The 20,958-nt window shown below is 65.9% G+C and carries 19 protein-coding genes; 9 read left to right on the forward strand and 10 right to left on the reverse strand.

Translation table 11 applies throughout. The features are described 5' to 3' along the window. Positions 1 to 27: 27 nt before the first annotated feature. Positions 28 to 1,311 carry a glycoside hydrolase family 130 protein gene (locus ACH0CP_RS01870; RefSeq protein WP_294442224.1) on the forward strand — a complete coding sequence of 428 codons (1,284 nt, stop codon included), beginning with the start codon at positions 28 to 30 and terminating at the stop codon, positions 1,309 to 1,311. Here ACH0CP_RS01870 and ACH0CP_RS01875 read toward each other — a convergent pair. Continuing rightward, positions 1,304 to 3,253 (reverse strand): OPT family oligopeptide transporter, encoded by a 1,950-nt coding sequence (locus ACH0CP_RS01875; RefSeq protein ID WP_294442223.1) that lies wholly within the window; start codon positions 3,251 to 3,253, stop codon positions 1,304 to 1,306. The genes ACH0CP_RS01870 and ACH0CP_RS01875 overlap by 8 nt on opposite strands. Positions 3,254 to 3,470: 217 nt before the next feature. Between ACH0CP_RS01875 and ACH0CP_RS01880 the strand changes: the two genes are divergently transcribed. Continuing rightward, entirely contained in the window at positions 3,471 to 3,770 is a 300-nt protein-coding gene (locus tag ACH0CP_RS01880) for a PspC domain-containing protein (RefSeq protein ID WP_294442222.1), read from the forward strand. Between the two features lie 228 nt (positions 3,771 to 3,998). Beyond that, complete coding sequence (locus ACH0CP_RS01885; protein ID WP_406888471.1) at positions 3,999 to 5,285, forward strand: homoserine dehydrogenase; 1,287 nt, start codon at positions 3,999 to 4,001, stop codon at positions 5,283 to 5,285. A gap of 28 nt (positions 5,286 to 5,313) precedes the next feature. On the opposite strand, the gene ACH0CP_RS01890 is transcribed toward ACH0CP_RS01885, so the two are convergent. The 3 genes from ACH0CP_RS01890 to ACH0CP_RS01900 form a co-directional block, all read right to left on the reverse strand. Then, a complete protein-coding gene (locus tag ACH0CP_RS01890) occupies positions 5,314 to 5,652 on the reverse strand; it encodes a DMT family protein (protein ID WP_294442220.1) in 339 nt (112 codons plus the stop codon). A 32-nt stretch (positions 5,653 to 5,684) separates the two neighbouring features. After that, positions 5,685 to 6,170 (reverse strand): hypothetical protein, encoded by a 486-nt coding sequence (locus tag ACH0CP_RS01895; protein WP_294442219.1) that lies wholly within the window; start codon positions 6,168 to 6,170, stop codon positions 5,685 to 5,687. Between the two features lie 184 nt (positions 6,171 to 6,354). Then, positions 6,355 to 6,702: a DNA primase gene (locus ACH0CP_RS01900; protein WP_294442218.1), complete on the reverse strand. Its 348-nt coding sequence runs from the start codon at positions 6,700 to 6,702 to the stop codon at positions 6,355 to 6,357. A 134-nt stretch (positions 6,703 to 6,836) separates the two neighbouring features. Between ACH0CP_RS01900 and ACH0CP_RS01905 the strand changes: the two genes are divergently transcribed. Next, complete coding sequence (locus tag ACH0CP_RS01905) at positions 6,837 to 7,316, forward strand: hypothetical protein (protein WP_294442217.1); 480 nt, start codon at positions 6,837 to 6,839, stop codon at positions 7,314 to 7,316. Between the two features lie 100 nt (positions 7,317 to 7,416). Beyond that, on the forward strand, positions 7,417 to 8,373 hold the full coding sequence (locus ACH0CP_RS01910; protein ID WP_294442216.1) for an isopenicillin N synthase family oxygenase: 957 nt from the start codon (positions 7,417 to 7,419) through the stop codon (positions 8,371 to 8,373). Between the two features lie 71 nt (positions 8,374 to 8,444). Here ACH0CP_RS01910 and ACH0CP_RS01915 read toward each other — a convergent pair whose 3' ends face one another. Continuing rightward, positions 8,445 to 9,053: a L,D-transpeptidase family protein gene (locus ACH0CP_RS01915; RefSeq protein WP_294442215.1), complete on the reverse strand. Its 609-nt coding sequence runs from the start codon at positions 9,051 to 9,053 to the stop codon at positions 8,445 to 8,447. 279 nt (positions 9,054 to 9,332) lie between these two features. On the opposite strand from ACH0CP_RS01915, the gene ACH0CP_RS01920 reads away from it, so the two are divergent. Further along, entirely contained in the window at positions 9,333 to 9,965 is a 633-nt protein-coding gene (locus tag ACH0CP_RS01920; protein ID WP_406875433.1) for a murein L,D-transpeptidase catalytic domain family protein, read from the forward strand. On the opposite strand, the gene ACH0CP_RS01925 is transcribed toward ACH0CP_RS01920, so the two are convergent. Genes ACH0CP_RS01925 through ACH0CP_RS01935 form a run of 3 tightly spaced genes read right to left on the reverse strand, consistent with a single transcriptional unit; the run spans position 9,947 to position 13,801 of the window. Further along, complete coding sequence (locus ACH0CP_RS01925; RefSeq protein ID WP_294442213.1) at positions 9,947 to 11,011, reverse strand: glycosyltransferase family A protein; 1,065 nt, start codon at positions 11,009 to 11,011, stop codon at positions 9,947 to 9,949. The two genes, ACH0CP_RS01920 and ACH0CP_RS01925, sit on opposite strands and share 19 nt — an antisense overlap. Next, positions 11,008 to 13,479, reverse strand: coding sequence for a DegT/DnrJ/EryC1/StrS family aminotransferase (locus ACH0CP_RS01930; protein ID WP_294442212.1), 2,472 nt, complete (start codon positions 13,477 to 13,479; stop codon positions 11,008 to 11,010). The genes ACH0CP_RS01925 and ACH0CP_RS01930 overlap by 4 nt, the downstream gene beginning before the upstream one ends. Before the next feature lie 43 nt (positions 13,480 to 13,522). Continuing rightward, on the reverse strand, positions 13,523 to 13,801 hold the full coding sequence (locus ACH0CP_RS01935; RefSeq protein WP_294442211.1) for a chorismate mutase: 279 nt from the start codon (positions 13,799 to 13,801) through the stop codon (positions 13,523 to 13,525). 221 nt (positions 13,802 to 14,022) lie between these two features. Between ACH0CP_RS01935 and rpsD the strand changes: the two genes are divergently transcribed. Further along, positions 14,023 to 14,637, forward strand: a complete 615-nt coding sequence (gene rpsD / locus ACH0CP_RS01940) for a 30S ribosomal protein S4 (protein ID WP_294442210.1) — start codon at positions 14,023 to 14,025, stop codon at positions 14,635 to 14,637. A gap of 79 nt (positions 14,638 to 14,716) precedes the next feature. Here the strand turns inward: rpsD and ACH0CP_RS01945 are convergent, their stop codons facing one another. After that, on the reverse strand, positions 14,717 to 16,690 hold the full coding sequence (locus tag ACH0CP_RS01945) for a S9 family peptidase (protein WP_294442209.1): 1,974 nt from the start codon (positions 16,688 to 16,690) through the stop codon (positions 14,717 to 14,719). Between the two features lie 120 nt (positions 16,691 to 16,810). Here ACH0CP_RS01945 and ACH0CP_RS01950 point away from each other — a divergent pair, with 120 nt between their 5' ends. Further along, on the forward strand, positions 16,811 to 18,451 hold the full coding sequence (locus tag ACH0CP_RS01950; protein ID WP_294442208.1) for a M28 family metallopeptidase: 1,641 nt from the start codon (positions 16,811 to 16,813) through the stop codon (positions 18,449 to 18,451). Next, entirely contained in the window at positions 18,448 to 19,413 is a 966-nt protein-coding gene (locus tag ACH0CP_RS01955; protein ID WP_294442207.1) for an agmatine deiminase family protein, read from the forward strand. The genes ACH0CP_RS01950 and ACH0CP_RS01955 overlap by 4 nt, the downstream gene beginning before the upstream one ends. A gap of 45 nt (positions 19,414 to 19,458) precedes the next feature. Here the strand turns inward: ACH0CP_RS01955 and purB are convergent, their stop codons facing one another. Then, positions 19,459 to 20,769: an adenylosuccinate lyase gene (purB, locus tag ACH0CP_RS01960; RefSeq protein WP_294442206.1), complete on the reverse strand. Its 1,311-nt coding sequence runs from the start codon at positions 20,767 to 20,769 to the stop codon at positions 19,459 to 19,461. Positions 20,770 to 20,958: the final 189 nt, after the last annotated feature.

Genomic DNA, 20,958 nt, shown 5'->3' on the forward strand with positions numbered 1-20,958 from the left:
CCTGACGCCACCGCGAGGCTGCTTTCCTTGGATTTGTTCAATCATCAGCTTCGGCTGCAAGCCGATCCCTCACGCGTGGTGGTCCGCCCGTTTCATATCCCCTGGTCCGCGCTGAACGGCCAGGGACAAAGCCGTGCCGCGCGTATGGTGGCCGAAGTGCTTGCCATGTCGCCGATCCAGGCGAGCGAGCAACTGGCCGTCGTGCTGAAGGACTTCGAAGCGCGGCACTGGCAGACGCGCCGCGTGTTCATGACCCGGTTCGAGGAAGTGGCCGGTCAGCACGGGCTGAAGGATGCCGACATCGGTGACGAGAAGCGGCAGCTGATCGGGGCCTATTTCTGCCATGAATACAGCTATGCCGCTGCGGCGCTGATGAACCCGAGCGCGGTGGCGCACCCCGATCAGTCCGGCATGCCGCCGGGATCGCAGCGCATCCTGATGAGCCTGCGGGCGGTAGGCGAGGGGCATATCTCGTCCGTCGCCTTCCGCGAGGGGATCATCACCGACGAGAACCAGCTGAAGCTGGCGCCCGAACCGCCCTTCGCCACGGCCGCGGATGCCCATGGCCTCGACAATGACGAGACGCCCAGCGGGCCGGTGACGGTTCATCGCAACCGCGACTCGACCCTGTCGGGCACCGTCATCTTCCCGATCACCGAGGCGCAGTCGAAGGGGTTGGAAGACCTGCGGCTGGTGCAGTTCACCCACGACGACGGCTCGGTCGAATGGCTTGGAACCTACACCGCCTATAATGGCGCGAAGATCCAGTCCGAGCTGATGCGGACGCGCGATTTCCGGTCCTTCGATCTTGTGCCGATGAGCGGTTCGGCGGCTCGCAACAAGGGCATCGCCCTGTTCCCAAGGACGGTGAACGGCGAATATCTCTCGATCGGCCGGCAGGACGGGGAGAATCTCTATCTGCTTCGCTCCGACCGCCTTGATCACTGGGACGACGGTGAGCTGATCTTGAGCCCGATGTACCCGTGGGAGCTGGTGCAGATCGGCAATTGCGGGCCCCCCATCGAAGTGGACGAGGGCTGGCTGCTGCTGACCCATGGCGTTGGCGCGATGCGCAAATATTCGATCGGCGCGGCGCTGCTCGACAAGCGCGATCCGTCCAAGGTGCTCGGGCGGACGAAGGAGCCGATCCTGGCCGCCGCCGATCAGGACCGTGAAGGCTATGTGCCGAACGTCGTCTATACCTGCGGCGCGATGCGGCACGGCAACAAGCTGTTCATGCCTTATGGCATTGCGGACAGTTCGGTCGGCTTCGCCTTCGTCGAGATCGACAAGCTGCTCGCGCTCATGTGAGCGCCGCGCGGCGGGTGTTGCGATATAGCAAGGCGATCAGCGCCGCGAACAGCAGCGTCCCGCCGATCAGCGCGACGGGCAGGAAGCCCTCGCCGACCAACGCCAGCGGCGCATCGCTGCCGCTGGCGGCGACGATGCCGGCGAAGGCAACGCCCCACAGGCTTTCGCCGACGATCATGCCCGTCGCGGTCAGCGTGCCGAAACGGCGCGTGCGCTCGGGATCGTCGGTGCGCTCCGCCCAGCGCTCGTACGCCGCGCCGACCAGGGCGCCCAAGACGACCGGCAGGATCACCGACATGGGCAGGTAGATCGCGATGCCCACCGCGAGCGGCGGCAGGCGCAACCTGCCGGCCTTGCCGAGCAGTTCGTCGAGGATGATGAAGATCACGCCGGCGACCACGCCCCAGCCGAGCATCGACCAGTTGAGGCTTCCGCCAAGCACACCCTTGGCGAGCGAGGAGATGAGACCGGCCTGAGGCGCCGCCAACGCGTTCGGTCCTGCGCCCGGCGCGCCGGCGAAACCGAAGGCGGTATTGAGCAGGTCGAGCACCGGCGGCACGACGATCGAGCCGAAGAAGACGCCGATGATCAGCGCCACCTGCTGCTTCCAGGGCGTCGCGCCGACCAGCTGGCCGGTCTTCAAATCCTGCAGATTGTCGTTGGCGATCGTCGCGATGCCGAAGACGATCCCGGTGACGATCAGCGCGTAGGCGACCAGAGCCGCGGTGGTGTCTTCAGCCAGTCCGCGACCGAACAGCCCGATGAGGAGCAGCGAGGCGGCGATGATCGACAGGATGCCGATGCCCGAAACGGGCGAGTTCGACGCGCCGATCAGGCCCGCCATATAGCCGGTGACAGTGGCGATCATCACGCCGATGACGAGGATGAAGAGCAAGGCGCCAGCGACAAGGATCGCGGCGGATCCGGCGATCGGCCCGACGCTGGCAACGCTCCACAACAGCCACGCGATCGGCACCAGCAGCGCGAGCGAGACCCCGCCGACGATGCCGATCGGCAGATCCTGTTCCTCGATCGCCAGTGCCTCACCGGCGTGGCGCGCGCGGCTGGAGGCAAGCGCGGACGTGACGCCGCCGACGACCGGGCGGGCGATCCGCAGCAATGTCCAGAGCGCAGCGACGCCGATCACGCCGGCGCCGAAGAAGCGCACATCCTGCCGGAAGACGGTGCCGGCCCAGGCTTCGACGTCGCCCGCCATTGGCTGGGCCGCGGTGAGGATCGGCAGCAGGATGAACCAAGCGGTGATGAGCCCGGCAAGCTGCGCCATGCCCACTGACAGCCCGACGAGGTGACCGACGCCGAACAGCGCGAAGGAGAGGCCGCCGGACAGGCCAGTCGCGCCACTGCCGACGCGAAACCAGGTGGAGACCTCGGCCGCGGCCAGCCGCATCTGCGTGAGGATTGCAAAGCCGGCCGAGGCCAAGCTGCCGGCGACGAGCAGCCGCAGGCCAGCAGCGCTTTCCGCGGCGCCTTCACGTGAGCCCGATCCGATATGGAGCACCTCTGCGGCCGCGCGCCCCTCGGGATAGGGAAGATCGCTTTCAACCACCAAAGCGCGGCGCAAAGGCACGGAGAACATCACACCCAGCGTGCCGCCGAGCGCGGTGATCCCGGCGGTGAGGAGAAACGGAAAACCCTGCCACCATCCGATGATGACCAGCCCCGGCAGCACGAAGATGATCGCCGCGAGCGTCCCGGCGGCGCTCGCGATCGTCTGGACGATATTGTTCTCAAGGATCGTCGACCCGCTGAAGTGCCGCAGGATCGCCATCGAGATCACCGCGGCCGGGATCGAGGTGGCGAAGGTGAGGCCGACCTTCAGCCCGAGATAAACGTTCGCTGCGGTGAACAGCAGCGTGATGATCCCGCCGAGCAGGACCCCGCGAAAGGTGAGTTCGGCCACGGCCTTGGTCGGATTGGTCATGACGGGAGGTGTTGCAGATTATTGCTGCGGCACAAGGGGCTGGTTGGCTGGCGTATTTCACCAAGAGATAGCGCGGTTTCCGACCTTGCGCCTCGGACGCATAACCGTCGCCTCTTCTAAGTAGCGGTAAAGATACGAAAAACAGGTTTGGCATGGAGGCTGCAAGGCGCCGGGCATGAACGGCGAGCGCCGTGCCAGTCGATCGGAGCCAAGGACCATGACCACCAACAGCAAGCCGCTTTCCACCCCGAAGGACAATCTGCTCGGCATCTGCAACGCGCTGGGCGAGGATTTCGGCTTCAATCCGCTGTGGCTTCGCCTCGCGCTAGGCGCCGCCTTCGTGCTTCAGCCCGTCGGCGTCGTGGTGAGCTACCTCGCGCTGGGGCTGGTGGTTCTGGTATCACGCCTCGCCTTCCCGAGTTCTGCCAAACCGAAGCAGCAGCAGGTGGCTCTACCGCAGGCGCCGGACCGAGCGGCGGCCGAAGACGGCGAGATGGAATATGCCAAGGCTGCCTGAGCGGCTGACGGCGCGCCCAAAAAAGATGCCCAGCATCGCCAAGTAGCGGTGCCGGGCAGGTTGCCCCTGTTTTACCATGGGCTTGGGTCGCCTGATCTCATTGCGTTGCGCGCGACATATTCACATCCCCCGAATGGGGTATGGCAAAAGAAAATTGCCGCGGGCCGCGGTATCGACACTCTCGCCGCAAGCCCGTAGGCGGCAGCCGCGTGCAACTGAGGGATTGAGATGGCGGACGCATTGCGAGTGGCATTGGCTGGGCTGGGCACGGTGGGCGGCGGGGTAATCCGCGTCCTGGAGACCAACCGTGAGCTGATCACTCGGCGTGCCGGGCGGCCGATCGAGATTGTCGCCGTGTCAGCGCGGGACCGCAGCAAGGACCGCGGCGTCGACATCAGCGGCTATGAATGGGTCGATGATACGACGGCGCTTGCGCGCTGTGACGCGGACGTCGTGGTCGAGCTGGTGGGCGGTGCCGACGGCCCCGCGCTCGCGCTGGCGCGTGCGACGCTCGGTGCCGGCAAGGGGCTGGTCACGGCGAACAAGGCAATGCTCGCTCATCACGGGCTTGAGCTTGCGGAAGCCGCGGAAGCCGCCGGCGCGCCGCTCAAGTTCGAGGCGGCGGTGGCGGGCGGCATCCCGGTGATCAAGGGACTGCGCGAAGGTGCGGCCGCGAACGCCATTGCGCGGGTTTACGGCATCCTCAATGGCACGTGCAATTTCATCCTCAGCAAGATGGAAGCGGAAGGTCGCGACTTCGCCGAAGTGCTCGCCGAGGCGCAGGCGCTTGGCTATGCCGAGGCGGACCCGTCGTTCGACATCGATGGCGTGGACGCGGCGCACAAGCTGTCGATCCTGGCCTCGATCGCCTTCGGTACCAAGCCAGCCTTCGGTGATGTGGCCGCGAGCGGGATCAGGCATGTCATCGCGGCCGACATCGCCGAGGCGGCGGCGCTGGGCTATCGCGTCCGCCTCGTCGGCGTGGCGGAGGCCGGCGCGGACGGGCTGTTCCAGCGCGTCCACGCCCATCTGGTGCCGCAGGATCATCCGCTGGCGCATGTCACCGGATCGACCAATGCGGTGGTGGCGGACGGCAACTTTGTCGGCCGGCTGCTGTTCCAAGGCGCGGGGGCAGGTGACGGCCCGACCGCAAGTGCGGTCGTCGCCGATCTGATCGACATTGCACGCGGCGAGTTCGGCCCGCCATATGCGATGCCGGCAACGTCGCTGGTGGCGGCGCCCGCCGCCGCGCCGGACACGCGACGTGGGCGCGCTTGCCTGCGCTTCATGGTTGCCGACCGAGTGGGTGTGCTGGCCGAGATTGCGGCGGCGATGCGCGATGCCGGCGTCTCGATCGAGAGCCTGATCCAGCGCGGCGCGGCGGCGGACGGCACGGTGCTGGTCGCGATCGTGACGCACGAGGCGCCCGAGGCGAACATCGCAGCGGCGCTGGAGCGGCTTCGCGGATCGCAGAGCCTCGCCGGCGAGCCGCTCTGGATGCATATTCTCGACTAAGGATCGGCTGGGCGGCCCAAAGTGGCGCTCAGTTCCGCCCGGCGAACATGAATGCGGCCGCGCCGACGAGGCAGACGAAGGCGCCCGCGTGGCGCCAGCTCAGCTGTTCACCGAGCACCAGCACCGCAAAGGCGCCGAACACCAGCAGCGAGATCACCTCCTGCGCAATCTTGAGCTGTCCGCCAGACCAACCGCTGGCGAAGCCGATCCGGTTGGCGGGGACGGCGAAGCAATATTCGACGAGCGCGATGCTCCAGCTCAACAGGATCACCACGTGGAGCGGCTTCGACATGCCGCCCTTCAGATGCCAGTACCAGGCGATCGTCATGAAGACGTTCGAGACGACGAGCAGCGCGAGGGTCGGCATGTCGGCGCCATAGCCTCCGCCGGAGGCGGCAGCTAGTCGCCCGGCGTCGGAGTCGTCGTCGCCGTTGTCGGCCGCGGCTTCAAACCGGATACATAGATCCGCCAGCGGCGCTGCGCCGCCGTTGCGCCGTCAATGTCGGCGGCGCGATGAAGCGTCACCGGACCGTCCATGGCGAACGGCGCCCCATCGCGAAGCGTGCCGCGCACGGTGACCGGGATGGTGATGTACCGCTGGCCAGCACCGGCATCGATCCGGCCCGGCGGGCCAAGCTGCGCACTGAGATCGCGGTACTTGTTGAACGAAGCAGCGAACGCATCCGGCGTCATGCCGGAGGCTTGGCCCTCCCGATCCCACAGGTTCCAGGCCTCCCGGAACTGCTTGCGCGCGATCAGCGCATAATAATCGCGCAGCACCTGTGCCGCTGCCTCGGCGCCATCCTCCGCCGGTTCAGCTTCGGGAAGCCCCGGAGTTTCGGCGGTCGCCGATGCGGGTGTCGGCGCGCCAACAGCATTGGACACACCTGAGTTCGCCAAGCCAGGTGCGGTCGGCGTGGCCGCCATCGGCAGGGATTGCTGGCTATCGATCGACCCTTGCGCCGTGCGCGCAGCGTCGCCGATATCGACCTCCTCGGTGGTCGGCTGCCTGGAGCAGGACGCAGCGAGGAGGACGCATGCCGCGGCGACGGCGCTGGCGGCCGGGCGGTTACGGATTGAGCGCCGTATCGTCCTCGTCGTCGATGTCCTCGTCCTCGTTGATGGTGCCATCGTCGAATTCATCCTGGACCACATCTTCATCGATGTCGTCCTCATCCTGATCTGCATCATCGTCCTGTTCCGCGACTTCGCCGTCGAGCATCTGCAGATCGTCCTCGTCATCGTCCTCATCATCATCGAGGCCGACGTCCGGATCGAGATCCGTGATGATCGTCCCGTCGCTCGGGCCGTCTCGCGTCGCTTCCAGGATTTCGGCGCGCTGCGCCTCGTCATAGCCGTCTTCGTCGAAGGGGCCGCCGTCGCCCGAGCCGAAGTTCGTCACTTGATGGCCACCCATGATCATTCTCCTGCTGACCAAGGCGCGAACGGCTGTGAGGGCGGGGCGGTTCCGGCAAAAGCCGCTCAGTACTCGGGGCTTGCGACAGGCCGCTCAGAGGGCTAGTGTGTTACACTCGTAATACGGAGATTGAGATGCGCTTCTATATCGTTCCGGCGCTGGCCATCGCTGCGACGCTGGGCGCATGCGGTCAGCGTGACGGGGAGGGCACGACGGTGTCGATCGATGCCGGCAACGGTGCGGCGCGCGTGGATGGCAGCACCGGCGAGGTGACGCTGGACACACCGCTGATCAAGGGATCGATCAAGCTGCCGAAGCTCGACCTCACCGCCGACAATTTCGAGATTGGCGGGGTGCATCTGTTTCCGGGCACCCGCATCGGAGCGATGAACGTCAATGCGAAGGGCGATGAGGATGGCGTGGTGCGGCTGTCGTTCGATAGCCCGGCAAAGCTGGAGACGGTGCGCGACTGGCTGCGCAGCGAGTTCGAGAAGGCCGGCACCAAGGTGGAAGTGCAGGGTGACACGCTGAGCGGCACGACCGATGGCGAGCGTTTCCGAATCGATCTTAAACCCGCGGGCGACCGGGCGATGGGAACGGTGACGATCGGCTGACGACGCGCGAGCGGCCGATGACGGGCGGTGACGGACTGGCGGGGTTCAGGCGGGCGGCGTATACGCCCGCCATCCATAAAGTTCGACAAAGGCTGGTGTAATGCTCGACTCGCCGTTGGCCCAGGTGCCGACGCTTAGCCTCGCCGATCAGGCGCGCGACCCGGAGCGGTTCGCGGCGGATCTGGGGGGCTCCTTCCGCCGGTTCGGCTTCGCCGTGGTGGCCGACCATGGCGTGCCGCAGGGTCTGATCGACCGCGCCTGGGCGGCGACCGAGGCGCTTTTCGCGCTGCCCGAGGAAGAGAAGCGCGGCTATTTCATCGAAGGCGGCGGGGGAGCGCGTGGCTACACCCCGTTCAAGACCGAGATCGCCAAGGACGCCAAGCACGTCGACCTGAAGGAGTTCTGGCACGTTGGGCGCGAACTGCCCGAGGGGCACAAGTTCGCGGCGGACATGCAGCCCAATGTATGGCCGGCCCGGCCTGAAGGGTTCAAGGAGACGTTCGTCGAGCTGTTCAGCGCGTTCGATACGGCGGGCGACAAGCTCCTCTCGGCGGTCGCACGGCATCTTGGCCTGGCGCCCGATTGGTTCGACCCCGCAGTGAAAGACGGCAACTCCGTGCTCCGCCTGCTTCACTATCCGCCGATCCCTGCCGATGCGGAGGGCGTGCGGGCCGGAGCGCACGAGGACATCAACCTCATCACGCTGCTTCTGGGCGCGGAAGAGGCGGGCCTTGAGTTGCTGGATCGCGATTCGGGCAAGTGGCTCGCGGTGAAGCCGCCCGAGGGCGCGATGGTCGTCAACGTCGGCGATATGCTGCAGCGGTTGACCAACCATGTGCTGCCATCGACCACGCACCGCGTGGTCAACCCGCCGCCGGAGCGCCGCGGTCACTCACGCTATTCGATGCCGTTCTTCCTGCATCCAGTGCCCGACTTCCTGATCAAGACGCTGCCGCAGACGATCACGAGCGACAATCCGAACCGTTACCCGACGCCGATCACCGCCCAGAATTATTTGACCGAGCGGCTGATCGAGATCGGCCTGCTGAAGAAGTAATCACGACGGCCCCGCGCCCAGGTGTTCCGATACGCTGAACGCCAGGGTGCGGGGCCGATCTCCCACACCGGTCACTTGCTGGCGAGGAAGGTGTTGAGATCCTTCTGCGTACTTGCATTCGCCGCGGCCGTCATCTGAGCGTCACTGCGCGGCGCCGGCATGCCATCCATGTACGACAGATCCGTCACTTCCACCGTTGCGCCCATCTCGGTGGCTGCGAACAGCTTCTTGGCGAAGCTGGTGGGAACGCGGATGCAGCCGTGCGAGGCGGGGAATCCCGGGTTCTTGCCGGCGTGGATCGCCACGCCATCCCACGTCAGCCGCTGCATGTAAGGCATGGGCGCGTTGTCGTAGAGATTGGAGTGGTGCATCTGCTTCTTCTGCAGGATGGTGAAGACGCCAACCGGGGTCTCCTTGCCTTCCTTGCCGGTCGAGACGGTCGATACGGCGACTAGCGTATCACCGCGATAGACATAGGCCTTCTGGTCCGGGATGCTGATCAGGAGGCTGACCGGGCCGGCAGCCACATCCTCCTCCCACAGATACTTGCCCGGGGTCAGGCTGGCAGCGGCCTCCACCAGAGCTACGCTACCGGCATTGGCGGTCTGCGCCAGGCTGGGCGTCGAAACAAAGGCTGCCGTCGTCAGGGCAGCCGCCATCATGGCGCGAATCATGCGCATGTGCGTCCCTCTTTCTCGATGTCCGAGCCCTCATTGCGGGGCTGTCAAGTGGTAAAACGCACTATCTCGAATTTGGTGCCATGCGACGAACGGAAGGGTTTGCACGGCGGATGAAGCAAGCATCGGGCCAGATTGGGCCCGCATGGGCAGATCGTTCACCATTTCCGTGTTATGAACGACTTACCGGGTATGGGGACTTCAGGATCAATGCTCACGATGCGTGAAAAGGCGCCGACTCGACGCGGCTTGCTCAAGACGGCCGGCGCGCTCGCCGGTGCGATGGTGCTGCCGGATGCAGTATCCGCCGCGATGCGGGCGACCGAATCAGGATCGGCACAGCTGCCGTCATCTTCGCTGGCACCTGTGCGCCCCACGCCGAAGGTGACGCCGAGCTCGCCACGCGTCGTGTCCCCTGATCTAATGCGCAAGGCGCTGGCTGCGCTGGAGCGCCATGGCAACCGCATCGCGCTGCGCGATCGGATCGTCATCGCGGACTTTTCGGCACCCTCGTCGCAGCGTCGCTTCCATTTCATCGATCTCGTCAACGGATCGAGCGTGTCGAAGCTGGTCGCGCACGGCAGCGGCTCGGACCCGGCGCATAGCGGATACCTGCAACGCTTCTCCAACCAGAACGGCTCGAACGCGTCGTGTGAGGGCGCCTTCCTCGCGTCCGACTATTATGTCGGCAAGCACGGCCGCTCGCAGCGGCTGATCGGGCTTGATCCCACGAACGACAATGCGCTCGCGCGGGCGATTGTCGTGCATGGCGCCTGGTATTCGAACGCCGACATGCTGCAGAAGCACGGTCGGCTGGGGCGTAGCCAGGGTTGTTTCGCAGTGGGCGAGAACGAACTGGCCGAAGTGTTCCAGCGTCTCGGGCAGGGCCGGATGATCTACGCCGCCAAGGTGTAACGACGCTTGATGCTGCGGGCGCTGCCGATCAGGCGCGCCCACAGCAACTGCTCGATGCCTGCGTGGCCAAGGCCGAGGTGTGGCGGCCGCACTCGTATCGCGTCGCTCAGGGTTATCGTGCCGGCGCGCAGCGAGGCGCGTGATACCGCGGCCCAGCGACGCGCGGTTGCCCAGCGGATCATGCGCAGATCGGCGTCGCTGACGTTCCGCTCAGCGAGAAACGCCTCCTGCAGTCGACCCAGGTAGGTGCCAAGTCGTGCAAGCGTCGCCCGGTCGGGCACGGGCTGGCCGTGCATCAGATGTTCTACCACCAGCGCCGCTGCTTGCTCCGCCTCATCGCCCAGGACCGGCATATAGGCCGCGCCAAGCACTCGCCGCGCATTGGCCAGCATGATGCCCTCGTAGCGCTGCGATGCGCCGCCGGCGTGGCGGCGGTAGGCCAGCAGCGGCTCGTCGATCCGCGCAATGTCGCCATAAGCGGAGAGCCGATGGTAGAGATCGAAATCCTCGGCGTAGAGAATGTCGGGGCGGGTGAAGGGATGGAGCCGTCGCGCCACATCGGCCCGGACCATCACCGACGACCAGACGAACGGGTTCTCGATCCGGATCAGCCAGCCGAGCAGGCCCGGCGTCGTATGAGCGACATGCGGCGAGGGGAGAAGGCGCGCGCCTTCCAGGACTTCGGTCGCGGTGGCGACAAGAACCACGTTGGGGTTGGCATCAAGATAGGCCAGCTGGCGCGCGAAGCGGCTCGGCAGGCACAGGTCGTCCTGATCGAGACCCGCGATGTACCGGCCGCGCGCCTCGGCAAAGGCGCGGTTGCGTGCACGGACTGGCCCGCCATTCTCGTCGAGCGCGATGACGCGAACGCGCGGGTCGGGCCAGGAACGCAGCACGTCGAGCGTGCTGTCGGTCGAACGATCGTCGACCACGATCACTTCGAAATCGGTGAACGTCTGGCGCTGCAGGGAAGCAAGCGTCGCGGGCAGCAGTTCGGCGCCGTTATAGGCCGCCATGATGACGCTGATCGCGGGCGCTGCGGTCACGCCGCTGCCCTTGCCCGATCTGCCAGCAGCTGATCGACGATCATCATGCCGACGTCGTTCTGCCACAGCCATAGCCCGTTGGCCTGGCCGACGAAGCTTGCCTCGCCGCCGAGGCGACCATGCGGCACGAAGCCGGCAGCAAGGCCGATCCCGTAGAGGCCCGGGATCGCTGCACCGGCGGGATCCCGCACGCGGCACAGATCGTCGACCATGGGCGCTCCGCTATGGGCGGCAAGCGGAAGCAGCGAACCGTCGGCTTGCTCAAGAGGCAGGGCGCGCGGGCGATACCCAAGCGCGGCGATGACGATATCGGCACGGCGGACGATCTCGCGGGCCGCTTCGTCGTCACCCGTGACGCGGTGAGTTGCGACGCGGGGATCTGGCTCGCGGCCATCGATGGCCAGCATGCGCAGGACGAGTTCGCGCGCTTCGAGGCGGAAGCCGGCGAGGCGATATACGAAGCCCGAGACCGGGCACATGTCGTCCGGGCCGAAATCGGTGAAGCCCTCTGCGTGAGCGGCCTCCACCGAATGATAGAAGGGGCGGAGCGGGCGGCGGTGCAGCAGGGTGATCGCGCCGGCGCTGAACGGCAGTGCCGGCCGCTCCCGCAGCAGAAGAGCGACGGTTGTCAGCGCGCTGGTCGAGCCACCAATCACCGCCACGCGCGGCGCGCGCCTGCCGGAGAGAAGATCGGTGACCATCTCGAATCCGCCGCGGGTGAGAACGGAGTCCGACTGTAGCAGGCGATCCGCCGCAAGCTCGAGGAGCGGGGCGCCGGCGAACCGCTGCTCGACCAGGCGCGTGAGCGGCTGATGCCCGCCCGTCGCGATCACGAGGTTGCGCGCCAGCCGTTCGGTATCGCGGTGGGTTGCCACATCACGGATGCGCACGCGCCAGATGCCGTCCTGCTGCCGTGCCGAGACGACTTCCTGGCCAGTCAGCACCGTTCCGCCATTCGCCTCGACCGTCATATGCAGCCGGTCACCGATGGCGCGGAGCAGCGGGCCCACCTCTGCCAGCGGCACGCCGAGCGAGTCGCGATGCCGGGCGACCGCGAGCGCCGCGGGGTGATTGGCAAGTGCGGCGATCGCCGGATCGGGATTGCCCTCGATCGCGGTCAGGAAGGTCTGCGCGGTCGAGTCCGACGTGATCGAATAGCGGCCGAGCTGGCCACCGCCGATCGCCTGATCACGCTCCACGATGACGAGGCCGCGCGACAGTTCGGGCAGCAGGCCGTGGCGGCTTGCGGCGGTCAGCATGGCAGTGCCAGCCGGCCCGCCGCCGACGATCAGCGTCTCGGCCACGGGTGGCGGCGCGTCACGCGACGTCCGGCGTGAGGGGCGGGCGACGGCCCGATCCAGCGCCGCGACGACTTCCGCCACATCCTCGATCGCCATCGTGTCGGAAAGCGGGAGGGAGAGAAGGCGGCTGCCGACCATGTCCGCGACCGGCGTCTCCTCTATCTGCGCGACGCTGCGGACCCAGGGCTGCTCGCCCAGGTGCGGGCTGAAGTACTTGCCGGCGCCTACGCCTTCGCGCCCGAGCCGGGCGATGATCTCGTCGCGCTCGTGCGTATATTCGGACGGCAGGAGCAGCGGGAAGAAGCCCAGCGCCTGGCGTCCTGCCTGCCGTGGCTGGATGCGATAGCGGTCCCCGATCAGCTCGCGATAGGCGAGCGCCAACTGATCGCGGTGGCGCGCCACGCGGGCGAAATCATCGAGCCGCGCCTGCGCCATCACCGCCATGGCCTCCGGCAGCTTGGCGTTGAGGCCGGGCAGGGTCGCGGTGCGCGGCGCGGTGAAGCCGAAGTTCGCCATGGCGCGCAGCCGCTCGATCCGATCGGCATCCGCGCAATGGATGAGGCCGCCTTCGGCCGTCGCGAACGGCTTGGTCGCGTGCATCGAGAAGACGACCGGGAAGGGCGCGCCCGCCCCGAAGCCGACGCCTTGCGCATCGGTTGTGCCGAGCGAGGCGGCAGCGTCGATGACGACGGCAACGCCATAGCGGCGAGACAGCCAACGATAACGATCGAGGTCGATGCCGTAGCCAAAGGTAGCGTACGGCACCACCGCTGCGACCTGCGCTCCATAGCGGGCGAGCAGGCGTTCTTCTTCGTCTGCGGCGGCGCCCCAATCGTCTGCATCGATATCGCAGACGAGCGGCGTCAGACCGGCCCACCACGCGGCTTGCGCGGTCGCCGCGAAGGTCATCGCGGGCATGATCGCGAAGCGGCCCGCCGGCCCGTCGCTGACCGCATCGCGCAATGAGATCATGAGGCCGAGCGTGGCGTTTGCCACCGCCAGGCAGGCACCCCGCCCGCCGAACAGGCGCCGCGTGGCGTCCGCCTCGAACGCACGAAGCTCCGGCCCGTTGTTACTGAAGATGCCGGATTGCTCGACACGCGTCAGCGCCTCGACCATGCTCGACAGGCGCGGCGGATGCGGCGCAATCAACGGCAGTTTCTTCATCGGACGGTCCCTGTCTCCCGTCCGATGCTTTGCCGATTACGGCCTAATAGTTGGTTACCCGCCGGTCATATTCGGCAAGTTCATAGGCGATCGACGCCTCAACCAAGTCGTTCCACAATTGCGCGATTGCTTCGCCGGGAAGCCCGGCGGCTTCCGCGGCAGCTCGGGCATTGGCGATGACTTGTGCCTTGCGTCCTTCGTCGCGCACGGCATCACGGGTTGGCTTGATGCGCGCCGCGGCATCCATGTAATCGAAGCGCCGACGGAGCAGCGCGATGAGTTCGCGGTCGACCTGGTCCACGCCTGCGCGTACCTCGGCCATCGTGGTGCATTCTTGTCCGGGAAGGATCATTGCCCGGCTGTGGCGGTACAGGGCGCGGCTGTCCAGCGCCACCTTGCCTACCTTGACTCCGTGCGGCCCTGCGGCTAGGCGCGCCGCTTCGCGATCGCCCCTGCATCCCGGTGAAGCAGGCGGCCTGCCCGTGCCCCGCACGGTCGGTGCGATACCGGGACCAACGTTGTTAGCAAATCGAAGGAAAGACGATGTCGAAGCGCCATAGCGCCAAGCACAAGCTCGACCGCCGTTTGGGCGAAAACATCTGGGGTCGTCCCAAGAGCCCGGTCAACAAGCGCGAATATGGCCCCGGCCAGCACGGCCAGCGCCGCAAGGGCAAGGTGTCGGACTACGGCATCCAGCTGCGCGCGAAGCAGAAGCTGAAGGGCTATTACGGCGACGTCACCGAGAAGCAGTTCCGCCACTGCTACGACGAGGCTGCCCGGATGAAGGGCGATACCTCGCAGAACCTGATCGGCCTGCTTGAGCGCCGCCTCGACATGATCGTGTACCGTGCGAAGTTCGCGCCGACGATCTTCGCAGCGCGTCAGCTCGTCAGCCACGGCCACGTCTATGTGAACGGCGTGAAGTGCAACATCGCGTCGCGCCGCTGCGCGGTGAACGACGAGATCACGATCGGCAAGAAGGCGCAGGAAATGGCGCTGGTGCTCGAGGCGCAGAGCCTCGCCGAGCGCGACGTGCCTGACTATGTCGTGCAGGACGGCACCACCAAGGTCACCTTCATCCGCGTGCCGACGCTGGACGAAGTGCCGTACCCGGTGAAGATGGAACCGAACCTCGTGGTCGAGTTCTACAGCCGCTGATCCTGACGGCGCCGGCAGCCGCCGGTGCCTCCATCGGTCGCAAAAAAGGGCGGTCCCGCGGGGCCGCCCTTCTTCGTTTCTAGAGCCCCAGCGTCATGCGCAGGAATGTATCCGATTTGTCGAGCATCTCGGTGCGCGCCGTGGAATCATTCAGCGAATGGGCGAGCCCCTTATATTCAACGAGCTCGACCTTCTTGCCCGCATCCTTCAGCCGATCAGCCATGAGGCGCGAGTGCCCGATGCGGACGTTCTGATCCCGGTCACCGTGGAACATCAGGACCGGCGCCTTGATCCCGCTCGCCAGCCGTGCCGGAGACCCCTCGCGGACGTGCGCGCCGGTCCCGATGAATTTATCGACCAGCTTGAAGTTCGTGTACATCTGCGAGTCCGTGCGCAGCTGCTCCAGATCAGTGACTGGCGCGATCGCGACGATCGCCTTAAAGAGGTCCGGATCGAGCGCGGGCGACTGTAGCGCCGCAAAGCCGCCGTAGGACCAGCCGACGATCGCGATCTTGCCCGGCGCAGCGATGCCCTGCGCCAACAGCCACTTTCCCCCGTCATTGATGTCGCCGATCGCGGTGCGCCACGATTGAAAGCCGTTCTTCTCGAACCACGCCTCGCCGTAACCGGACGAGCCGCGAAAATTGGGCTGGAGAACCGCATAGCCTCGCGCAGCGAAGAATTGCGCCAGCCAGTCGAACCCCCATTCGTCGCGCGCACTTGGCCCGCCGTGCGGCATGACGATTGCGGGCAGGCCTTTGCCCGTGCTGTTTGCCGGCAGGGTCAAATACCCCGGGATCATCGTGCCATCGGCGGCGCGATAGGTGATCGGCTTCATCTTGCCGAGGCCGAGAAGCGCGAGCTGAGGCCGGGCAGGCATGACCTCCTCGAGCTTCTTGGTGCCCTTGTCATAGATGTAATAAATGCCGGGATGGTCGTCGCTTGATGCGGAAAGCAGCAGCTGCTTTTCGTTCGCACTTGCATCGACGAACCGGATCTGCGGCAGGTTGGGGATGGCCCGCCCGAGCGACGTGGCGAGCGCCTTCAACTCGGGATCGAAAAAGGTGAACTCGCGCACTTCGCCAGCCCAACTTGCGCCGACGACACGTTGTTGACGGCCGATCTGGATCAGCCCGTCGACATCCACGCCAGGTCGCTCGACGACGATCTCTTTCTTCAAGCTCCCGTCAAGGTTGATCCGCACCAGCTTTTTGAAGCCGTCACTGTCATCGAAGCCATAAACGACGTTGAGATCGGGATCGACGGCATAGGGATTGAACCCTGCTCGCGCGTTCTGGGTGAGCTGAAACGTGCCAAGCCGCTCCCAGGTCCGTTCACCTGCCTTACGGTAACTATAAGCGATCGTCTCGCCGACGTATCCCCCGGTCGCGCTGGTCAGGAGCCCCATTACGCGCACCGTGCCGCGGCCATCGCTGATATATTCCACCGCCATCGGCTTTGGCGGCTCCACTGCGCGGCGGGCCAGCGTGATGGTATCAATGCTTTCGACGCCCAATCCCTCCGCGTCGCTGCCGAAGCGGCTGCCCGTGGTTTGTTCAGGCACGTGGGACCGGGTCACCAGAATGGAGCTCTCCTTCCCTTGGCCTCTCCAGTCGATGACATTGCCACCGTTCAACGTCGGGCCCAGCGAGCGTGACGATCCCGTCTGGGACAGCATTTTGGGGTTTGTGCCGTCCGCGTTGATCGCGATCAGGCGGGTGAAGCCGGTGAGAACACCCAAAGTCGTCGTGTCGCCATAGATCCGGCACACGATCCGAGAGTTCGTTGACCAATGGCAACGATCGAACCGCTCGGGATCGCCCGACACGCTCGTCACCGGCGTGATCGCCCCGCTTTCGAAATCCCCCACGACGAGCCGAGCGCCGCGCCCGCTGCTCGCCTCGACCATGGCCACGCGCTTGCCGTCGGGTGACAGGCTGATGTCCTGCACGAACTCGCGCGCACCGAACGCCTTTGCTTCCTTCGACGGCTCGGCTGCCGCCGGCACGGCGATAGCGCCGCTCAAAAGAGCGGCTGTCAAAACCTTACGCATCCCCCAAAACTCCCCCTTGTTTCACCAGCATAACGGAAGCGGGGGCGGTGCCAAGCCCGTCGCTTGCGCACCTGCACGGCCGCTGCCAAACAGCAGGGCAGTCATTCTGCCGGAGTACCCATGCGTTCCTTCGTTCTGCTTGCCCTGGCGGCGCTGCCGCTTCCCGTCGTTGCGCAGACCGCGCCCGCCATTTCCGTCGAGACGCTGAAGTCGGTCACCCAGGAACTGTCCTCGGACGCCTATGAGGGGCGCGCGCCCACTACAGCCGGCGAGGCGAAGACGATCGACTATATCGTCAAGCGCTTTGCCGCGGCCGGGCTGAAGCCGGGCAACAAGGGCCAGTGGACGCAGGACGTGCCGATGGTGGAGATTACTGCCAGGGACGTGACGCCGTTCACCGCGTCCGGCGGAAAGGCGCCAGTCACCTTCAACTATCGCACCGATATGGTGGCGGGCACGTATCGCGTCGTGCCGAAGGTGACGCTGAAGGACAGTGAGATCGTCTTCGTCGGCTACGGCATCAATGCGCCCGAAAAGGGCTGGAACGATTATGCCGGCCTTGATGTGAAGGGGAAGACGGTCGTCATCCTCATCAACGATCCGGACTGGCAGACGACCGCCGCCGGTCAGGACGCCGGGCCCTTCGAGGGCCGCGCGATGACCTATTATGGCCGCTGGACCTACAAATTCGAGGAAGCTGCACGGCAGGGCGCCGCGGGCGCGATCATCGTCCATGATACGGAGCCTGCCGCTTATGGCTGGTCTGTCGTCCAGTCGTCGTGGACTGGCCCGCAGTACAAGCTCGATGCGCCGGGCAATCACATGGACCAGAACGAGATGGTCGGCTGGATCCAGCTTGCCAAGGCGAAGGAACTGTTCGCCGCAGCGGGCAAGGATTTTGATCAGCTGTCTGCTGCCGCCAAGCAGAAAGGCTTCCGCGCCGTGCCGCTGGGCCTGAAGCTGTCGGGCAGCTTCTCGAACGACATCAAGCGGAGCATGTCGAAAAATGTCGTTGGCGTGCTGCCGGGTACCGCTGCGCCCGACGAGGTGGTGCTCTATTCGGGCCATTGGGATCATCTTGGCCGCTGTGATGCGGTAGATGGCGACGACATCTGCAACGGCGCGCTCGACAACGCCTCGGGGATCGCGGGGCTGGTCGCCACGGCGGAGGCTTACGCCAAGGCAGGGCCGGCGCGCCGCTCGGTCGCCTTCGTTGCCGTGACCGCGGAGGAGAGCGGGTTGCTTGGTTCCGAATATTATGCCCGCAATCCCGTGTTCCCGCTGGGCAAGACGGTTGGCGGCGTCAACATGGACGGGCTGAACGTGATCGGTGCGACGAAGGATTTCGAGATTACCGGCGCCGGCAAGTCCGAGCTTGAGGACATGGTGAAGCCGCTCGTCGCGGCGCAGGGCCGGACGATCGCGGCAGAGGCAACGCCGGAGAAGGGGCATTACTACCGCTCGGATCACTTCAGCTTCGCCAAGCTCGGCGTGCCGATGTTGTCGGCCGGCGGCGGCATCGATCTGGTCAAGGGTGGCGCGCTTGCCGGCAAGGCGGCAAGCGAGGATTACCTCAAGAATCGCTATCATGGCCCGAAGGATGAATATGATCCCAACTGGAACTGGGACGGCGCGGTCCAGGATCTGACGATCTATTATCAGCTCGGTCGCCAGCTTGCCGACGGAAACGCCTGGCCGAGCTGGTACTCCACCGCCGAGTTCAAGGCGATCCGTGACAAGTCCCGCAGCGAGGCGAAATGACCCACGCACCCAAGCCCGAATGGGCGCCGCACAAGGCCATTTGGATCGGCTTCCCCAGCCATCCGGAGCTGTGGCAGGAGGATCTCGATCAGGCGCGCGACGAAGTCGCCGCCTTCGCCGCAGCGGTGCACGCTGGCGGCAAGGGCGAGACGGTCTTGCTCGTTGCTGCTGACGAGGAAGCGGGCGAGGCGGCGCGCCGCCTTGCGCCGTTCGCCGATGTCGTCGTGGAGCCGTTCGGCGATATCTGGCTGCGCGATACCGGCCCGATCATCGCCGGTGACCGGGTGGCGCACAGCTTCCTCTTCAACGGCTGGGGCGGCAAATACGATCTGCCGGGCGATGACGACATTGGACAGCGGCTCGCCGCGCAGCGCGGCAAGCGGATCGAGCGTCATTCCTGGGTGCTGGAAGGCGGCGCAATCGACGGTGATGGTACCGGCCTGGTCGTGACGACCGAGCAATGCCTGCTGAACCCGAACCGCAATCCTAACCTATCGCGCAGCGACATCGAGGCGCGCCTCCATTCCGATCTTGGCTTCAACCGGGTGCTATGGCTCGGTGACGGCCTGCACAACGATCACACCGATGGCCATGTCGACAATCTCGCCCGTTTCGTAGGCGAGGGGCGCCTGGCGATCCCGGTCGGCGGGGAGAATGATCCCAATTGGCAGGTCTATGCCAATGCCGCCGAGCGCGCGCGCGGCGCTGGTGTGGAGGTGGTGCCGGTGCCATCGGCCGGCCGTGTGTTGCGCGATGGCGAGATCGTGCCTGCGAGCTACATGAACTTCTACATCGGCAATGCGAGTGTCGTCGTGCCCATCTATGGCGCGGCTGACGACGAGGCCGCGGTGCGGGAACTCCAGGCGATCTTCCCGGGTCGCAACGTCGTCGGCCTGCGGGCAGACGCGATCCTCACCGGGGGCGGCAGCTTCCACTGCATCTCGCAGCAGATCCCGGCCTGATCAGCCGGGATGGCGTTGGGCCCGGCGCCCGCCGGGCCCGACCGATCAGCCGAAGACGCGATCGAAGATCGTGTCGACGTGCTTGTAGTGATAGCCGAGGTCGAATTCGGCATCGATCGCTTCGGGGCTGAGCGCCGCAGTGACTTCCGGATCGGCCTTGAGCAGCTCGTTCAGCGACAATGCGCCGTCCGACTCCCACACCTTCATCGCGTTGCGCTGGACGAGGCGATAGGCGTTCTCGCGGCTGACCCCGGCCTGGGTCAGCGCCAGAAGCACGCGCTGCGAATGGATCAGCCCGCCCATCCGGTCCATGTTCTTCTGCATCCGCGCCGGATAGACCAGCAGCTTGTCGATCACGCCAGTGAGCCGCGCGAGCGCGAAATCGAGCGTGATGGTCGCGTCGGGCGCAATGTACCGCTCGACCGATGAGTGGCTGATGTCCCGTTCATGCCACAGCGCGACATTCTCCAGCGCGGGCGTCACATAACCGCGCACCATGCGGGCGAGGCCGGTCAGGTTCTCGGTCAGCACGGGGTTGCGCTTGTGCGGCATCGCCGACGAACCCTTCTGCCCGGGTGAGAAATATTCCTCCGCTTCCAGCACTTCGGTGCGCTGCAGGTGGCGAACCTCGACCGCGAGGCGCTCGATCGAACTGGCGACGACACCGAGCGTGGCGAAGAACATGGCGTGGCGATCGCGTGGGATCACCTGGGTCGACACGGGCTCCACCGCGAGGCCGAGCTTCTCGGCGACATGCGCTTCAACCCGGGGATCGACATTGGCAAAGGTGCCGACCGCGCCGGAGATGGCGCAGGTCGCGATCTCTTCCCGCGCCGCGACGAGCCGCGCGCGGCAGCGATTGAACTCGGCATAGGCCTCGGCAAGCTTCAGCCCGAAGGTGACCGGCTCCGCATGAATGCCATGGCTGCGGCCGATCGTGGGGGTGAACTTATGCTCCTCGGCGCGGCGACGCAGCACCGCGAGTAGCGCGTCCATGTCCGCGATCAGGATGTCGGACGCGCGCGCCAGCTGTACCGCAAGGCATGTGTCGAGCACGTCGGAGCTGGTCATGCCCTGGTGCATAAAGCGCGCCTGGTCGCCGACCTGCTCCGCCACCCAGGTGAGGAACGCGATCACGTCATGCTTCGTCACCGCCTCGATCGCATCGATCGCGGCGACGTCGATCTCGGGGTTGGTGCGCCACCAGGCCCAGAGCGCGTCCGCCGCTTCCTTCGGGACGACACCCAACTCGGCCAAAGCTTCAGTCGCATGAGCCTCGATCTCGAACCAGATTCGGAACCGCGCCTCCGGCGTCCAGATCGCGGTCATTTCGGGCCGGGAATAGCGCGGAACCATTTGAATTTCCTCAAATCAACGGCGGCGCGGCAGCGCGGAGACTGCCGCGGGCCAGACAAATCGCGCGCTCGGTAGCAGGGTCCCGGGAAGTGTTCAAATCGCCAACAGGGAACCGAATAGAACAGATGAGGGTTGATTATTCGCCAGTTTCTTGGCGCCGCGCGCGTATTCCGGCGTCGTTCATCTGCA

The sequence above is a fragment of the Sphingomonas sp. 179-I 2A4 NHS genome (assembly GCF_045369135.1).
Taxonomy (GTDB): Bacteria; Pseudomonadota; Alphaproteobacteria; order Sphingomonadales; family Sphingomonadaceae; genus Sphingomonas.

What these genes read in the sequence shown, in the direction of transcription:
- ACH0CP_RS01875 (WP_294442223.1), bottom strand. Translation starts at nt 3,253, where the DNA reads ATGACCAATCCGACCAAGGCCGTGGCCGAACTCACCTTTCGCGGGGTC.
- ACH0CP_RS01880 (WP_294442222.1), top strand. Translation starts at nt 3,471, where the DNA reads ATGACCACCAACAGCAAGCCGCTTTCCACCCCGAAGGACAATCTGCTC.
- ACH0CP_RS01885 (WP_406888471.1), top strand. Translation starts at nt 3,999, where the DNA reads ATGGCGGACGCATTGCGAGTGGCATTGGCTGGGCTGGGCACGGTGGGC.
- ACH0CP_RS01890 (WP_294442220.1), bottom strand. Translation starts at nt 5,652, where the DNA reads ATGCCGACCCTCGCGCTGCTCGTCGTCTCGAACGTCTTCATGACGATC.
- ACH0CP_RS01900 (WP_294442218.1), bottom strand. Translation starts at nt 6,702, where the DNA reads ATGGGTGGCCATCAAGTGACGAACTTCGGCTCGGGCGACGGCGGCCCC.
- ACH0CP_RS01905 (WP_294442217.1), top strand. Translation starts at nt 6,837, where the DNA reads ATGCGCTTCTATATCGTTCCGGCGCTGGCCATCGCTGCGACGCTGGGC.
- ACH0CP_RS01910 (WP_294442216.1), top strand. Translation starts at nt 7,417, where the DNA reads ATGCTCGACTCGCCGTTGGCCCAGGTGCCGACGCTTAGCCTCGCCGAT.
- ACH0CP_RS01915 (WP_294442215.1), bottom strand. Translation starts at nt 9,053, where the DNA reads ATGCGCATGATTCGCGCCATGATGGCGGCTGCCCTGACGACGGCAGCC.
- ACH0CP_RS01920 (WP_406875433.1), top strand. Translation starts at nt 9,333, where the DNA reads ATGGTGCTGCCGGATGCAGTATCCGCCGCGATGCGGGCGACCGAATCA.
- ACH0CP_RS01930 (WP_294442212.1), bottom strand. Translation starts at nt 13,479, where the DNA reads ATGAAGAAACTGCCGTTGATTGCGCCGCATCCGCCGCGCCTGTCGAGC.
- ACH0CP_RS01935 (WP_294442211.1), bottom strand. Translation starts at nt 13,801, where the DNA reads ATGGCCGAGGTACGCGCAGGCGTGGACCAGGTCGACCGCGAACTCATC.
- rpsD (WP_294442210.1), top strand. Translation starts at nt 14,023, where the DNA reads ATGTCGAAGCGCCATAGCGCCAAGCACAAGCTCGACCGCCGTTTGGGC.
- ACH0CP_RS01945 (WP_294442209.1), bottom strand. Translation starts at nt 16,690, where the DNA reads ATGCGTAAGGTTTTGACAGCCGCTCTTTTGAGCGGCGCTATCGCCGTG.
- ACH0CP_RS01950 (WP_294442208.1), top strand. Translation starts at nt 16,811, where the DNA reads ATGCGTTCCTTCGTTCTGCTTGCCCTGGCGGCGCTGCCGCTTCCCGTC.
- ACH0CP_RS01955 (WP_294442207.1), top strand. Translation starts at nt 18,448, where the DNA reads ATGACCCACGCACCCAAGCCCGAATGGGCGCCGCACAAGGCCATTTGG.
- purB (WP_294442206.1), bottom strand. Translation starts at nt 20,769, where the DNA reads ATGGTTCCGCGCTATTCCCGGCCCGAAATGACCGCGATCTGGACGCCG.